Source organism: Nocardioides sp. YIM 152588 (assembly GCF_040191335.1).
In the GTDB taxonomy this organism is placed as follows: domain Bacteria; phylum Actinomycetota; class Actinomycetes; order Propionibacteriales; family Nocardioidaceae; genus Nocardioides.
On record NZ_JBEGDJ010000054.1, the window covers coordinates 13,554 to 27,418 of the forward strand.

16 protein-coding genes are annotated in these 13,865 nt (G+C 73.5%); 10 read left to right on the forward strand and 6 right to left on the reverse strand.

Annotation, left to right across the window (positions count from 1 at the left end):
* Positions 1 to 77 precede the first annotated feature (77 nt).
* Both ABLM29_RS18695 and ABLM29_RS18700 read right to left on the reverse strand, forming a co-directional pair.
* Complete coding sequence (locus ABLM29_RS18695; protein WP_349716037.1) at positions 78 to 833, reverse strand: SDR family NAD(P)-dependent oxidoreductase; 756 nt, start codon at positions 831 to 833, stop codon at positions 78 to 80.
* Between the two features lie 7 nt (positions 834 to 840).
* The gene (locus ABLM29_RS18700; RefSeq protein WP_349716039.1) at positions 841 to 2,376 is read right to left on the reverse strand and encodes a molybdopterin-dependent oxidoreductase; all 1,536 of its coding nucleotides are present in this window, start codon (positions 2,374 to 2,376) and stop codon (positions 841 to 843) included.
* Between the two features lie 32 nt (positions 2,377 to 2,408).
* Here ABLM29_RS18700 and ispF point away from each other — a divergent pair, with 32 nt between their 5' ends.
* Positions 2,409 to 2,927 (forward strand): 2-C-methyl-D-erythritol 2,4-cyclodiphosphate synthase, encoded by a 519-nt coding sequence (gene ispF, locus ABLM29_RS18705; RefSeq protein ID WP_349716041.1) that lies wholly within the window; start codon positions 2,409 to 2,411, stop codon positions 2,925 to 2,927.
* Positions 2,928 to 2,998: 71 nt separating this feature from the next.
* Positions 2,999 to 3,967 (forward strand): alpha/beta fold hydrolase, encoded by a 969-nt coding sequence (locus tag ABLM29_RS18710; protein ID WP_349716043.1) that lies wholly within the window; start codon positions 2,999 to 3,001, stop codon positions 3,965 to 3,967.
* A 132-nt stretch (positions 3,968 to 4,099) separates the two neighbouring features.
* Here ABLM29_RS18710 and nirD read toward each other — a convergent pair whose 3' ends face one another.
* Entirely contained in the window at positions 4,100 to 4,474 is a 375-nt protein-coding gene (gene nirD, locus ABLM29_RS18715) for a nitrite reductase small subunit NirD (RefSeq protein ID WP_349716044.1), read from the reverse strand.
* A gap of 142 nt (positions 4,475 to 4,616) precedes the next feature.
* On the opposite strand from nirD, the gene ABLM29_RS18720 reads away from it, so the two are divergent.
* Positions 4,617 to 5,384 (forward strand): IspD/TarI family cytidylyltransferase, encoded by a 768-nt coding sequence (locus tag ABLM29_RS18720; RefSeq protein WP_349716046.1) that lies wholly within the window; start codon positions 4,617 to 4,619, stop codon positions 5,382 to 5,384.
* Positions 5,385 to 5,640: 256 nt separating this feature from the next.
* On the forward strand, positions 5,641 to 5,826 hold the full coding sequence (locus tag ABLM29_RS18725; protein WP_349716048.1) for a DUF6767 domain-containing protein: 186 nt from the start codon (positions 5,641 to 5,643) through the stop codon (positions 5,824 to 5,826).
* A 40-nt stretch (positions 5,827 to 5,866) separates the two neighbouring features.
* Here the strand turns inward: ABLM29_RS18725 and ABLM29_RS18730 are convergent, their stop codons facing one another.
* Complete coding sequence (locus ABLM29_RS18730; RefSeq protein WP_349716050.1) at positions 5,867 to 6,481, reverse strand: 2-C-methyl-D-erythritol 4-phosphate cytidylyltransferase; 615 nt, start codon at positions 6,479 to 6,481, stop codon at positions 5,867 to 5,869.
* Positions 6,482 to 6,615: 134 nt separating this feature from the next.
* Positions 6,616 to 7,101 (reverse strand): CarD family transcriptional regulator, encoded by a 486-nt coding sequence (locus ABLM29_RS18735; protein WP_349716052.1) that lies wholly within the window; start codon positions 7,099 to 7,101, stop codon positions 6,616 to 6,618.
* 295 nt (positions 7,102 to 7,396) lie between these two features.
* Here ABLM29_RS18735 and ABLM29_RS18740 point away from each other — a divergent pair, with 295 nt between their 5' ends.
* The 3 genes from ABLM29_RS18740 (at position 7,397) to ABLM29_RS18750 (ending at position 9,990) form a co-directional block, all read left to right on the forward strand.
* Positions 7,397 to 8,479: a UbiA family prenyltransferase gene (locus tag ABLM29_RS18740; protein ID WP_349716054.1), complete on the forward strand. Its 1,083-nt coding sequence runs from the start codon at positions 7,397 to 7,399 to the stop codon at positions 8,477 to 8,479.
* A 147-nt stretch (positions 8,480 to 8,626) separates the two neighbouring features.
* The gene (locus ABLM29_RS18745; protein ID WP_349716055.1) at positions 8,627 to 9,244 is read left to right on the forward strand and encodes a hypothetical protein; all 618 of its coding nucleotides are present in this window, start codon (positions 8,627 to 8,629) and stop codon (positions 9,242 to 9,244) included.
* On the forward strand, positions 9,244 to 9,990 hold the full coding sequence (locus ABLM29_RS18750; protein ID WP_349716056.1) for a phosphoglyceromutase: 747 nt from the start codon (positions 9,244 to 9,246) through the stop codon (positions 9,988 to 9,990). Before ABLM29_RS18745 ends, ABLM29_RS18750 begins: the two co-directional genes overlap by 1 nt.
* 100 nt (positions 9,991 to 10,090) lie before the next feature.
* Here the strand turns inward: ABLM29_RS18750 and phoU are convergent, their stop codons facing one another.
* Positions 10,091 to 10,744: a phosphate signaling complex protein PhoU gene (phoU, locus tag ABLM29_RS18755; protein ID WP_349716057.1), complete on the reverse strand. Its 654-nt coding sequence runs from the start codon at positions 10,742 to 10,744 to the stop codon at positions 10,091 to 10,093.
* A 135-nt stretch (positions 10,745 to 10,879) separates the two neighbouring features.
* Between phoU and ABLM29_RS18760 the strand changes: the two genes are divergently transcribed.
* The 3 genes from ABLM29_RS18760 (at position 10,880) to ABLM29_RS18770 (ending at position 13,766) form a co-directional block, all read left to right on the forward strand.
* The gene (locus tag ABLM29_RS18760) at positions 10,880 to 12,082 is read left to right on the forward strand and encodes a sensor histidine kinase (RefSeq protein ID WP_349716058.1); all 1,203 of its coding nucleotides are present in this window, start codon (positions 10,880 to 10,882) and stop codon (positions 12,080 to 12,082) included.
* Positions 12,079 to 12,756 carry a response regulator gene (locus tag ABLM29_RS18765; RefSeq protein WP_349716059.1) on the forward strand — a complete coding sequence of 226 codons (678 nt, stop codon included), beginning with the start codon at positions 12,079 to 12,081 and terminating at the stop codon, positions 12,754 to 12,756. The genes ABLM29_RS18760 and ABLM29_RS18765 overlap by 4 nt, the downstream gene beginning before the upstream one ends.
* A gap of 182 nt (positions 12,757 to 12,938) precedes the next feature.
* Complete coding sequence (locus ABLM29_RS18770; RefSeq protein WP_349716060.1) at positions 12,939 to 13,766, forward strand: DMT family transporter; 828 nt, start codon at positions 12,939 to 12,941, stop codon at positions 13,764 to 13,766.
* Positions 13,767 to 13,865 lie beyond the last annotated feature (99 nt).

A 13,865-nucleotide genomic window follows, 5' to 3' on the forward strand; every position in this document is an offset into this window, starting at 1 on the left:
GCCTGTTCGGCCCGCCCCAAGTGCCTGTTCGGCCCGCCCCAAGTGCCTGTTCGGCCTGCCCCGAGTGCCTGTTCGCGCTAGACGCCGTAGCCGCCGTCGACGTCGAGCTTCTGCCCGCTGATGAAGCCGGCGCGGTGGCTGGCCAGGAAGCAGACCGCCTCGGCGATGTCCTCGGCGCTGCCGAACCGGCGCAGCGGGATGTTGCCGCGGGTGACGTCGAGGGCCGCCTCGTCGAGCTCGCCCGTCGAGATCAGCCGCTCGGCCATCCCGTCGGTGAGCATGCCGGGGCCCACCGCGTTGACCCGTACGCCGAACTGCCCCTCCTCCGCGGCCAGCCCGCGCACCATCGCCTCGACCGCGGCCTTCGGCGCCGAGGAGAGCCCGTCGCGCACGGGGAACCGGGCGGTGGCCGCGGTGGTCACCGCCACCAGCGAGCCCCGCGCGGCGCGCAGGTGCGGCAGCGCGGCGTGGGCGACGGCGAAGAACCCCGCGGCGTCGGCGGCCAGCTGCGTGGCCATCGCGGACGGCTCGACCCGGGAGAGGTGCACCATCGGGACGTGCGGCCCGGCGGCGTACACGACCGTGTGCAGGCCGCCCAGCTCCTCGGCCGCGCGGTCCACCACGCCGGGGACGGACCCGGGCTCCCCCAGGTCCAACCGGTACGACGCCCGACCGACCGACGCGGGTCGGGTCCGGTGCGTCACGGCCACCGCCGCCCCGCGGGCCTCCAGCAGCAGCGCGGTCGCCCGCCCCAGGCCGCCGGACCCACCGACCACCAGGGCGCCGCCGGCCAGCGCGGCGAAGTCGTCTGCGTACGAACTCAGGTCGCTCACGCAGGCATCATGACGCGGAGAAGCCGACCGTGTGCCAGCCTGTCGCACCATCCGGGAGGACGCCGGTCTCGACGCCGGTCTGCACCTCCCCGTCGCGGTTGGTCGCGCGCACCCGCACCGAGTGGTCGCCGGCGTCGACGTCGACCTCGGCCCGCCACTGCACCCACGTGTCCATGCTGGGCACCTCGGCCAGCGTCGCCGGGGTCCACGCGCCGCCGTCGAGGGAGACCTCGACGGTCTCGATGCCGGTGTTCTGGTGCCAGGCGGTGCCGGCGACCACGACGGTGCCGGCGTCGACGCCGGAGCCCTGGGTCGGCACGTCGATCCGGGACGAGAGCTTGACCGGCCCCATCTCCGACCAGCCCTTCTGGGTCCAGTAGGCGTCGAAGTCCTCGAACCGGGTGACCTCCATGTCGACCACCCACTTGCAGGCCGACACGTAGCCGTAGAGGCCGGGGACGATCGTGCGTACCGGGAAGCCGTGCTCGACGGGGAGCGGCTCGCCGTTCATCGCGACGGCGAGCATCGCGTTGCGGTCGTCGGTGAGCGCGGCCAGCGGCGTGCCGCAGGTCCAGCCGTCGACCGAGGTCTGCAGCACCGCGTCGGCGCCCTCCTTCGGGCCGGCCTCGGCGATGATGCCGGCCAGCCGCACGCCGCTCCACCAGGCGTTGCCGATGAGGTTGCCGCCGACCTCGTTGGAGACGCAGTTGAGGGTGATCCAGTCCTCGGTGATCTCGCGGGAGACCAGGTCGTCGTAGCTGAGCGTGATCTCGCGCTCGACCATGCCGTGGATCCGCAGCTCCCACTCGACGGGCTCGAGGGTGGGCTTGATGAACGCGGTGTCGATCAAGTAGAAGTCCTCGGCCGGGGTCTGCCAGGGCGGCACCCCCGGCACGTCGACCCGGGCCGCGGCCGGCGGCTTCGGCTCGGTGACCTTCTCCAGCCGCAGCAGGCGGCGGCTGTGCTCGACCTTCTCGCGGGCGCCCGACGCGATCCGGCCGAGCCCGCCGACGACGGCGGTGCCGGCGGCCAGGACGCCGACCAGCACGAAGAACCCGCGCCGCGTGTGCGCGGGATCGTGCCCGAGGTCGTCGCTCTCCTCGACCACCTCCCAGCGGCGCAGCGCCTGCGCGCAGAGCGCGAACGCGCCGAGCCACACGAACAGCCCGACGAAGACCGGCACCAGGTCGGTCCCGGTGGTGCCGGGCTTGGCGGCGACCGCGACGCCGCCGACCACCGCGAGCACGACGAAGCCGAGCGAGGCCCACCACCACTGCCGGCGGCCGAGCACGCCGAGGAGCGCGAAGAGGAGGCCGAGGATCACCAGGATCCCGATCACCAGCGCGGACTTGTCGGAGGTGCCCAGGTTCTGGATCGCCCACTCGGCGATGAAGCCCGGGGTCAGCGCGGTGACGCCCTCGGCGACCGCGACCACCGGCGACTCGCGCACGTGCAGCAGGGCGGCGGCCAGATAGCTGGCCGCGAGTCCGAGCGCGCCCACCACGATGCCGGCGAGCGACCACCAACGTCGCGATGTCCTCACCGGCCCATTCTCTCGCACGGCATGATCGACCGGTGAGCAGTTCCCCCAGCCCGTTCCCGTTCCGGGTCGGCACCGGTACCGACGTCCACCGCCTGGTCCCCCGCGAGGAGGGCGATCCGCCGTTCGCGCTGGGCGGCCTGACCTGGCCGGAGGAGGCCGTGCGACTGGAGGGCCACTCCGACGCGGACGTGGCCGCGCACGCGGCCTGCGACGCGCTGCTGTCGGCGGCGGGCCTGGGCGACCTGGGCAGCAACTTCGGCACCTCCGCGCCCGAGTGGGCGGGCGCCGCGGGCACCGCGATGCTCGCCGAGACGGTACGGCGGGTGGCCGCCGCCGGCTTCGTCGTCGGCAACGTCGCGGTGCAGGTGATCGGCAACCGGCCCCGGATCGGCCCGCGCCGCGCGGAGGCCGAGGCCGCGCTGGGCGCGGTCGTCGGCGCCCCGGTGTCGCTCTCGGCGACCACCACCGACGGCCTCGGGCTGACCGGCCGCGGCGAGGGCGTCGCCGCGATCGCGACCGCGCTGGTCGCCGTCGCGCCCGAGACCGCGTAGCCGACGGCCGCGCTGCCGTCCGCACAGGCGTCCGCGTAGCCGACCGCGCCGCCGGCCGTTGTCAGGGGACGATGGACACGAACGCGATCGACACCCACGCCATGGACTTCGGACGGCGGACGCTGGAGACCGAGGACGGCCTGCGCCTGCACGTGACCGTGCGGGGCCGGGAGGACGCCCCGCTGACGGTGCTGCTGGCGCACTGCTGGACCGCCGACGAGCAGGACTGGCACTACCAGGTGCACGACCTGCTGGTCCGCTACGGCCACGACCTGCGGGTGGTGACCTGGGACCACCGGGGCCACGGACGCTCCGACGCCGCGGCCGAGGACGCCTGCACCGTCGCGCACCTGGCACGGGACCTGGGCCGGGTGGTCGACGCGTTCGCCCCGGCGGGTCCGCTGCTGCTGGCGGGCCACTCGATCGGCGGGATGGCGATGACGGCGCTGCCGCAGGAGCGGCCGGACCTGGTGGGGCGGGTCGCGGGCCTGCTGTTCGTCTCCACCTCGGCCGGCCGGATGGACACCGTGACGCTCGGGCTGCCCGCGGCCACGACGGCCGCGACCCGCGACCGGGTGCCGGCGGTGCTGGCCAACCGGGCCCGGATGCTGAGCCGCTCCCAGCGCCGCCGCACGCCGATCCTGGAGCGCCGGATCCTGCGGCGCTTCGTCTTCGGCCGCGGTGCGCGGCCCCGCGACGTCGGGGTCGCGGTCGACCAGCTGATCGCCTGCCCGCCGGCCACGATGTCGGGGTTCTACCGCGACATGATGGGCCACGAGCGGGCGGCCGCGCTGACGGCGTACGACGGGGTGCGGACGACCGTGCTGGTGGGCGGCCGCGACCTGCTGACCCCGCCCGAGCACGGGCGCCGGATCGCGGCGAGCATCCGCGGCGCGCGGCTGCTGGTCGCGCCGGGGGCGGGCCACATGCTCCCCATGGAGCGCGCGGACCTGGTCACCGCGCAGCTGTGCGACCTCGTGGACCGGGCCGTCGCGGAGCGCGGGGCCGGCTCAGCCTGGATCCACCGATCGTCGGCGTAGCGAGCGGCACCAGGCGGGTGTGATGGCAAGGCGCCGGCGCGAGGGCGGTCTGGTTGCACCGTTGAGCGTCGGCAACGAAGCCAGCGCGCCCGCATGGGGCCGCGTAGTAGCCGAGGATCGGTGGATCCAGGCTCAGGCGGCGTCGCTCTTGCGGTGGCCGACGAGCACCACGCCCTCGACGACCTTGACGTCGTAGGCGGGGACGGAGACCTGGGGGTCGTCGAGGCACCGGCCGGTACGTAGGTCGAACCCGTGCCGGTGCGCGGGTGAGGCGACGAACGGCACGTCGTCGCGGACGCCCACGATCCCCTTGGCGATGCCGCCGGCGTGCGCCGACGCGCGGGCGAACGGGTCGTGGTTGCCGAGCGCGTAGACCGTCTCCTCGTCGACCTTGAAGATCGCGATGGCCTGGCCGTGGACGAGTGCGGTGACCCCGCGGGCGATCTCGAGCTCGACGAGCCGGCAGACGGGCTGCCACTCCTCCGTGGGGGCCGTCCGAGCAGTCATGGGCCGAAAGTAGGGGGACTCTGTTCTCGGCAAGGTTTCCGTGTGTAACACCCACGAAAACGCTCCTCCCACGGGAGCGCTGCCCCGGGTAACGCGGTGTGGCCCGCCCAGCCCGCGCCGGGCGGTCTAGGGTGGTCCGGCGATGACGGACCAGCCCCACCCAGCAGCCCCTCCCGAGGCGCCCGCGGAACCGGCCGCGCCGCCGGTCCCCCCGGCGGCGATCGTCGTCCTGGGCGCGGGCAGCGGCAGCCGCGTCGGGGCGGGCGTCAACAAGGTGCTGCTGCCGCTCGGGCCGCGCCCGGTGCTGGCGTGGAGCGTCCGCGCCGCCCTCGCGGTGCCCGGCGTGCTCCGGGTGGTCGTGGTCTGCGCGCCCGGCGAGCGGGACGCGGTCGGCGCCGCGCTGCTCCCCGAGCTCGGCGAGGAGAGCGAGGTGCTGCTCGTCGAGGGCGGCGCCACCCGGCACGCCTCCGAGGCCGCCGCGCTGGACCTGCTCGCCCCCGACATCGACGCCGGCCGGATCGACGCGGTCGCGATCCACGACGGCGCCCGCCCGCTGGCCCCGGCCGCCGTCTTCAGCGAGGCGCTGGCCACCGCGCGGCGGTACGGCGGCGCCGTGCCCGTCGTGGGCCTGGCCGGCCTGCTCCCGCGCGACCCCGACGCGCCGCGGCCCGGCGGCCGCGCCCGGCTCGCGGGCGTGCAGACACCCCAGGCGTTCCGCGCCCAGGTGCTGCTCCGGGCCTACCTGGCCGCCGCCGAGGACGGCTTCGAGGGCACCGACACGGCCGCCTGCCTGGAGCGGCTCGACCCGCCGCGGTTCGAGGTGCACGCGATCGAGGGCAGCGCGACGAACCTCAAGGTGACCTACCCCGAGGACCTCGCCACGGCCGCCGCGCTGGCCGACCGGCTGTAACACGCCGTCCGCCGCACCGACCGGCCGTCCGCGCATGTAACACGCCGTCCGCCGCACCGACCGGCCGTCCGCGTCGGTAGCAGCCCGTCGCGACGGGCTCGAAGCGACGCGGACGGCCGACCAGACCCTGCAACCGCGTGTTACATGATCCGCCGCGACCCGCACGCCACGCCCCCGGCGGCCTGTGACCAGCATCTCCGCCCGCGGGCACCCCGCCGTCTGGGGCCCGGGCCGCGACCGGCGTACCGTCGAAGGCATGGGCAAGCCCGTCCCCCAGTGTCCGATCCGGCTCGGTGAGCCGTGCACGCTGTGCAGCCCGGGCGCGACCGGACCCCAGGACTGCGGGCTGGTCTGGCTGGTGATGGACGACCCGGACCTGCGCGAGCGCCTGGCCGAGCTGCGCCGCGAGCGCGCGGCCTCCCTCGCCGGCGCCACCGCCTGAGCCGGCCCCGAGCCCGATCCGGCCCGACCCGACCCGGAGCTCAGTACGCCGGCGCCGTCTGCGCCTGGAGCACCGCGACGTCGTCCGCCGAGGCGACGCGGCGGGCCTCGGCGGGCGCCTCGGCCAGGAACACCGGGTGGCCGGCCGCGCGCAGGTGCGCGACCACGTCGGCGAAGTCGACGGACGGCAGGCCACCGTCGGCGACCACGGCGGCCAGCACGTCGAGCGGCAGCACGATCGGCGAGCAGACGGCGACCAGGGCCTCCCGGTCGACGGTCGCGCCGATCCGCCCGTCGGCGACCTCCTTGACCGTGTCGGTGACGGGCCGGACGCCCACGACGACCGTGCCGGCCTCGACGGCGCGGCGCACGCATGCGTCGATGAACTCCGGCGGCGTCATCGGGCAGAGCGGGTCGTGCAGCACCAGCGGCTCGCCGCGGTCGACGACGACGTCCCAGCCGAGGCTCGCGTCGACGAGCTCGACGCCCGCCTCGCCGGCGGCCCAGGCGGCGGTCGCGACCAGCGACTCCCCGTGGATCAGCGCGAACGGGAGCGCGCCGCGCGCCTCGTCGACGATCACGCCGGAGGAGGGCGGCCGCTCGTCCTCGGGGTCGACGGCGTCGTACGGCAGCGGGTCGGTCGGCGGCAGGCTCATGACGTCACCAACCTAGGCGGTGCCCCGGGTGCGGCACATCCCGGGGAGCCGACGAGGCGGTCGCGCCGGAGATGCCGAAGCGCCCCGCGGCAACAGCCGCGGGGCGCTTCGACAACGGTGCGATCAGCGTGCGATCAGGAGGCGAGAACCTCGTCCAGGATCGTCTCCGCCTTGTCCTCGTTGGTGTGCTCGGCGAGCGCGAGCTCGGAGACGAGGATCTGACGCGCCTTGGCGAGCATCCGCTTCTCCCCGGCCGACAGGCCGCGGTCGCGCTCGCGCCGCCACAGGTCGCGGACGACCTCGGCGACCTTCATGACGTCGCCGCTGTGCAGCTTCTCCAGGTTGGCCTTGTAGCGGCGCGACCAGTTGGTCGGCTCCTCGACGTGCTCGGCACGCAGCACGCCGAAGACCCGGTCCAGGCCCTCCTTGTCGACCACGTCCCGGACACCCACGAGGTCCAGGTTGCAGGCCGGAACCCTGACAACCAGGTCCTGCTGCGCCACAATGCGGAGTACGAGGTACTGACGCTCCTCTCCCTTGATCGTCCGCATCTCGATGTTCTCGATGACTGCGGCCCCGTGATTGGGATAGACGACCGTTTCGCCGACGGTGAAAGTCATATGAGCAAACCCCTTCCTGAGCAGCCATCTTACCACGTCTCAGCCCAGTCTCAGAAAGCGTTTGCGCAGGTCAGCCCGGCAATCGGGGCTTGACAGATCGGCTGACGTGTGTTGCGGAGTGGCCGGAAACACGTTCGAAACGTGTTGAAATGTGCCGAGCGCCACCATTTCGTGTGACAGGGTGCACGGCCGCACACGGGCCCACCCCGGCGACCAGGGCCCGTAGGGCCCTCCGCCCGGCCCGGCTTCCGCCGTACTTCCCACACCTCGCTCCCCGGTGGTCAATACTGGCCCCATGGGGAACACGCAGCGCTGGCGTCGCGGCCGCACTGCCGGTGAGGGCTCGGGCCCGGACGAGGACCCGACCGAGGCGCATGACGGCGCCCCGGCCGGAGGTCCGTCCGACGCCGGCGCACCGACGACCGACATCACCAACATCACCGACGTCGCGGCCTACCTGGAGGCCGTCTCGGTCAGCCGCCGCGACTTCGCCGCCGAGGAGCAGGCCCAGGCGGGGCTGGCCCCGACCGCCGTCCTCGACGAGGAGCCCGACGAGGAGCCCGACGCGGGAACCGCTGAGCCGGACGGCGCCCCGCGCCGGCCGACCCGCGGCGACGCCCCGGTGCCGGCCGCCTACCGGCGGAGCCGGCTCGGCTGGTTCGCCACCACCTCCCCGAGGGAGTGGGTCGGCGTCACCCTGCTGCAGGCCGCGCACCTCAAGCAGGCGGTCGCGACCGCCCTCGCCATGGGCCTGGCCGCCGTCATCGCGGGCCGGCCCGCCCGCGAGGCCGGCGTCATCGTGGCCACCGTGCTGGTCGGTCAGACGATCCTCGGCTGGCACAACGACATCACCGACCAGCGCCGCGACGAGCGCCACCACACGCCCGGCAAGCCGCTCGCCGACGGCCGCCTCCTGGCGGGCACCGCGTGGTACGCGATCATCGTCGCCACCCTGCTGCTCGTGCCGCTGGCGATCACCACCGGCGTGACGGCCGGCTGCATCTACCTCGCCTCGGTCGCCGTCGGCATGCTCGGCAACCTGGTGCTCCGCACCGGCCCGCTGTCGTTCTGGTCCTGGGCGGTCTCGTTCGCGATGCTGCCCGCCTACCTGTCGTACGGCGGCTGGGGCGGCCAGGCGGTCGGCTCGGCCCCGCAGCCCTCGATCGTCGTCCTCGCCGCGCTGCTCGGCGTGGGCGTGCACTTCGCGCTCGCCGTGTGGGGCCTGGTCGCCGACCACGAGGACGGCTGGACCTACCTGCCGCTCAGGCTGGGGCTCCGGCTCGGCGCCTCCCGGGTGCTCGCCCTCACCTCGGCCTACCTCGCCGTGGTCGTGGTGCTGCTCCTCGTCTTCGGCGCCCGCGACGGCCTGACCCGCTGACCGGGCGGCGGCAGCGCCGACCAGCGCGGCGCCGGACCAGTAGGCCGCCGTACGCGCGCGCCCGCTAGAGTGTGGGCCGCCCGAACACACCACCGACGTCCGCACCCGGACGACCGGAGGACATACCTGCAGCGGAGGCCTGCCGACATGCTTCACCGACGTCCGACCGCGATCGCCGCACTGCTCCTGGCCCTTCCGGCCTCGCTCTCCGCGTGCGGCTTCGACTACCCGACCGACCGGGTCAACGACATCGCGGCCGGCGCCACCGACCGGGACGCCACCGTCGACGCGCTCGGCATCCGCGTCCTCTCCGACGCCGAGGGGTCGGGCCGCCTGATCGGCGCGCTGGCCAACAACGACGTCGAGACCGCCAGCCTGGACTCGGTGACGGACCCGTCCGGCGCCGTCACCGCCGGCGACTTCGAGCCCGTCGAGGTCGACGGCCGCCGCGGGGTCAACCTGGCCGACTCCGAGACCACCCCGATCCCCCTGACCGGCGACTTCATCGCGGGCGATGTGGTCACCCTCGAGCTCGGCTTCAGCACCGGCGAGGCCGTCGAGCTGCGGGTGCCGGTCGTCAAGCCGTGCTTCCAGTACGCCGACATCGAGGTGGCCCCCGCCGGCTCCGAGGAGACCGACGCCGAGGAGACCGACGCCGAGGACGCCGAGCACGGCGACGAGACCGAGCACGCCGAGGAGACCGAGGCCGTCAGCGGGACGGCCGCCTACGAGTGCGAGCAGGAGCCCCACGAGGAGGGCCACTGATGACCTACTCCCTGATCCTTCTCCGGCACGGTGAGTCGGAGTGGAACGCCAAGAACCTCTTCACCGGCTGGGTCGACGTGGCCCTCACGGAGAAGGGCCGCGACGAGGCCGTCCACGGCGGTGAGCTGCTGAAGGAGGCCGACGTCCTCCCCGACGTCGTGCACACCTCGCTGCAGCGGCGGGCGATCAACACCGCCGCGCTCGCGCTCGACGCCGCCGACCGGCACTGGATCCCGGTGCGCCGGTCCTGGCGCCTCAACGAGCGCCACTACGGCGCCCTCCAGGGCAAGGACAAGAAGCAGACGCTGGCGGAGTTCGGCGAGGAGCAGTTCATGCTCTGGCGGCGCTCCTTCGACACGCCCCCGCCGCCGCTGGCCGACGACGACGAGTTCTCGCAGGTGGGCGACCCGCGGTACGCCGGCCTCGACGACGAGATGCCGCGCAGCGAGTGCCTCAAGGACGTCATCGCACGGATGCTCCCCTACTGGGAGTCCGCGATCGTCCCGGACCTGCGCGCCGGCCACACGGTGCTGATCGCCGCCCACGGCAACAGCCTGCGGGCGATCGTGAAGCACCTGGACGGGATCAGCGACGACGACATTGCCGGCCTCAACATCCCCACCGGGATGCCCCTGGTCTACGAGCTGGACGAGAGCACGCTGGCCCCGGTCGTCCCGGGTGGCACCTACCTCGACCCGGAGGCCGCTGCCGCGGCCGCCGCGGCCGTGGCGAACCAGGGCCGCTGACGCCGACATCACCGAGTCGGCACGAACTGACCGTCAGTTCGTGCCGACTCGCGGCGTTGTCAGGCCGGCTTCTGCCGACTCGTCGCTTCTCGTGCCCGGGTCAGGTGACGGCGGTCGGGTTGTGGCCGGTGACCACGAAGATCACGCGGTTCGCGATCGACACGGCGTGGTCGGCGATCCGCTCGTAGTACCGCCCCAGCAGCGCGATGTCGACCGCCGCCTCGACGCCGTGGCTCCAGTCGTCGCCGAGCAGGATGCCGAAGCTGGCCCGCCGCAGCTGGTCCATCTCCTCGTCGTCGCGGCCCAGCGCGATCGCCGACTCCACGTCGCGGGTGATGATGATGTCGCTGACCCGCTCGACCATGTCCTGGGCGACCTCGGCCATCCGCTGGATGGTCGGCCGCAGCTCCTCCGGCACGGCGAGGTCGGGCACCCGCAGCCGCGCGACCTTGGCGACGTGCACCGACAGGTCGCCCATCCGCTCCAGCTCGGCGACCATGCGCAGCGCGCCCACCAGGGTGCGCAGGTCGCCGGCCACCGGCTGCTGGAGCGACAGCAGGCTGAAGGCGGTCTCCTCGACCTGCTCGCGCATCCGGTCGATCTCGATGTCGTCGCTGATCACCTGCTCGGCGACGACGGGGTCGCCCGTGGTCAGCGCCAGCGTGGCGCGCTCGACCGCCGTCTGGACCCGCTTGCTCATCATCGACAGGTCCGCGAAGACCGAGTCGAGCTGTTCGTCAAATGCCTCCCGCATGCCCCCTAGCCTATGTAGGCGCCATGAGATGCCCAGGTGACACATCGTTGGACGCCGGTGAACGGGCGGTGAACATCGCGAACGTCGCCCGGGCGGATTCAGGGGCTCACCTGCGCCTCCCCGTACGATCGTGACGTGGACTCGTCGACGCAGGCCTTCCTGGCCGCTGTCCTCGGCGCGCTCGTGGCCAGCTGCGCGATGCTGGCCTGGCACCTCAGCGACCGCCAGCAGCACCGGATGCCGCCACCGGAGGCGCCGCTGGTGCCCTCCGGCGTCGCCGCGGTGCTCTCGGTGCTGCGCAGCAGCGCGGTCGTCGTCGACGAGAACGACGTGGTGGTCAAGGCCTCCGCGCCGGCGTACGCGATGGGCGTGGTGCGCGGCCGGGCCCTGGTCTCCGACGACCTCGGCACGATGGTCCGCGCCGTACGCCGCGACGGCCAGATCCGCGACACCGAGCTGACGCTGCACCGACCGCACGGCCCCGAGCGGACCGTCAGCGTCCGGGTCGCGCCGCTGGGGCCCCGGCTGGTGCTGGCGCTGGTCGAGGACCGCACCCGCGAGCGCCGCGTCGAGGCCGTCCGCCGCGACTTCGTCGCCAACGTCAGCCACGAGCTGAAGACCCCGGTCGGGGCGATCCACCTGCTCGCGGAGGCCGTCCAGGACGCCGCCGACGACCCCGAGGCGGTGCACCGGTTCGCGTCCCGGATGCAGACCGAGAGCGACCGGCTCGCCAAGCTGGTCCAGCAGATCATCGAGCTCTCCCGGCTTCAGGGCGACGAGCCCGTCGCGTCGCCGATGCCGGTCTCGATCGACGACGTGATCGCGACCGCCATCGACACCAGCGCGATGGAGGCCGACGCCAAGGAGATCACGCTGCTCACCGAGGGCGCCGAGGGGCTGAAGATCCTCGGCAAGGAGGACCAGGTGACCGCCGCCGTGGCGAACCTGGTCGCCAACGCGGTGCACTACTCGGACCCGCGCAGCCGGGTGCTGGTCAGTCGGCGCCTGGTCGAGGACCACGTGGAGATCTCCGTCATCGATCAGGGGATCGGCATCCCCGACGGCGAGATCGACCGCATCTTCGAGCGGTTCTACCGGGTCGACCCGGCCCGGCACCGCTCGACCGGCGGGACCGGACTGGGCCTGTCGATCGTCAAGCACGTCGCCGCCACCCACGGCGGAGAGGTCCGGGTGTGGTCGGTGGAGGGACAGGGTTCGACATTCACCCTGACCCTCCCCCAGCACCCGGTGTACGACGATGGGGCGCCCGCGCCCCTCGCCCCGACGCGACCGGAAGAGCCCGTCGCGTCACACCCGAATCAGGAGGAACGCCCGTGACCCGGGTACTGGTGGTCGAGGACGAAGAGAGCTACAGCGACGCGCTCGCCTACATGCTCCGCAAGGAAGGCTTCGAGGTCGCGATCGCGGCGGACGGCAACACGGCACTGACCGAGTTCGACCGCAACGGCGCCGACATCGTCCTGCTGGACCTGATGCTGCCGGGGATCCCCGGCACCGAGGTGTGCCGCACGATCCGGCAGAGCTCGAACGTTCCGGTGATCATGGTCAGCGCCAAGGACGACGAGGTGGACAAGGTGGTCGGCCTCGAGCTGGGCGCCGACGACTACGTCACCAAGCCGTACTCCCCGCGCGAGCTGGTCGCCCGGATCCGCGCTGTGATGCGCCGCGGGCACGAGGCGGACCTGACGCCGGACACCCTCGAGGCGGGTCCGGTCCGGATGGACGTCGAGCGCCACGTGGTGACCGTCGACGGCACCGAGCAGCGGCTCCCGCTCAAGGAGTTCGAGCTGCTGGAGATGTTCCTGCGCAACCCGGGCCGGGTGCTCACCCGCGGTCAGCTGATCGACCGGGTGTGGGGATCGGACTACGTCGGCGACACCAAGACGCTCGACGTGCACGTGAAGCGCCTGCGCGCGAAGCTCGAGCCGGAGCCGAGCGAGCCGAAGTACCTGGTGACCGTGCGCGGGCTGGGGTACAAGCTCGACGTGTGAGGTCGGGCGTCGGAATCACCGGTCGACCGGTGATTCCGACGCTTGACAGGCAGTGCAACGGCTGACAAGTGACAGGAACCCCTGTCCGCCGTGACCACAGTGACCAGCGGTACGACGCGGCCCACCGTGCCGCGACCGAAACCCGCGTGAAGTCCGTCGGTGCGACGCCGTAGCGTCGTCCCGTGCAGCACCGCTCCTTCCTCCCCCTCGCCGCCGTCGCGACCACGCTGGTGTTCTGGTCCTCGGCGTTCGTCGCGATCCGGCACCTCGCCGACGACTTCTCCCCCGGCGCGCTCTCGCTGGGCCGCCTGCTGGTCGGCGCCACCGTGCTCGGCGCGGTCGCGCTGCGCCGGGGCGTCCCCCGCCCGACGGCGCGGCAGTGGCGCTCCATCGTCGTGATCGGCCTGCTCTGGTTCGGGTTCTACAACGTCGCGCTCAACGCCGGCGAGCACCGGGTCGACGCGGGCACCGCGGCGATGCTGATCCAGGTCTCGCCGATCCTGATCGCCGTCCTGGCCGCGACCTTCCTCGGCGAGCGGTTCACGCCGGCCCTGGCCGCGGGGCTGCTGCTCGCCTTCGCGGGGGTGGCCCTGATCGGGCTCTCCACCTCCGGCGACGGCGGCAGCGCCCGCGACCTGCTGGGCGTCGCCCTCGTCCTCGCCGCGGCCCTGGCGTACTCGATCAGCCTGGTGCTGCAGAAGCCCCTGGTCGCCCGCCTCTCGGCCGTCCACGTCACCTGGCTCGCCTGCTCGGTCGGCGCCGTCGCCTGCCTCCCGTGGGCGGGCGAGCTGATCGGCCAGGTGCGCGAGGCCCCCGCCTCCTCGACCTGGTGGCTGGTCTACCTCGGCGTCTTCCCGACCGCGCTCGCGTTCACCACCTACGCCTACGCGCTGCGGCACATGAGCGCCTCGTCGCTCGGCGTCACGACCTACCTGGTGCCGCCGTTGACGATCGTCATGGGCCTGGTGCTGCTCGACGAGGCGCCGGCCCCAGCGGCGTCAGCTCGGTGACGTGGTGGGGGTTCTTCTTCTGCTGCTGGTAGGCGGCGTTGCTCAGGGCGAACGGGACGATGTGGTCCTTCTCCCCCGTGACCACCAGCAGCGGGCCGC

Excerpts from the sequence above, each read along its gene's own strand:
- ABLM29_RS18745 (WP_349716055.1), top strand. The coding sequence starts at position 8,627 with ATGCTTCACCGACGTCCGACCGCGATCGCCGCACTGCTCCTGGCCCTT.
- ABLM29_RS18710 (WP_349716043.1), top strand. The coding sequence starts at position 2,999 with ATGGACACGAACGCGATCGACACCCACGCCATGGACTTCGGACGGCGG.
- ABLM29_RS18750 (WP_349716056.1), top strand. The coding sequence starts at position 9,244 with ATGACCTACTCCCTGATCCTTCTCCGGCACGGTGAGTCGGAGTGGAAC.
- ABLM29_RS18725 (WP_349716048.1), top strand. The coding sequence starts at position 5,641 with ATGGGCAAGCCCGTCCCCCAGTGTCCGATCCGGCTCGGTGAGCCGTGC.
- ABLM29_RS18735 (WP_349716052.1), bottom strand. The coding sequence starts at position 7,101 with ATGACTTTCACCGTCGGCGAAACGGTCGTCTATCCCAATCACGGGGCC.
- nirD (WP_349716044.1), bottom strand. The coding sequence starts at position 4,474 with ATGACTGCTCGGACGGCCCCCACGGAGGAGTGGCAGCCCGTCTGCCGG.
- ABLM29_RS18730 (WP_349716050.1), bottom strand. The coding sequence starts at position 6,481 with ATGAGCCTGCCGCCGACCGACCCGCTGCCGTACGACGCCGTCGACCCC.
- ABLM29_RS18740 (WP_349716054.1), top strand. The coding sequence starts at position 7,397 with ATGGGGAACACGCAGCGCTGGCGTCGCGGCCGCACTGCCGGTGAGGGC.
- phoU (WP_349716057.1), bottom strand. The coding sequence starts at position 10,744 with ATGCGGGAGGCATTTGACGAACAGCTCGACTCGGTCTTCGCGGACCTG.
- ABLM29_RS18720 (WP_349716046.1), top strand. The coding sequence starts at position 4,617 with ATGACGGACCAGCCCCACCCAGCAGCCCCTCCCGAGGCGCCCGCGGAA.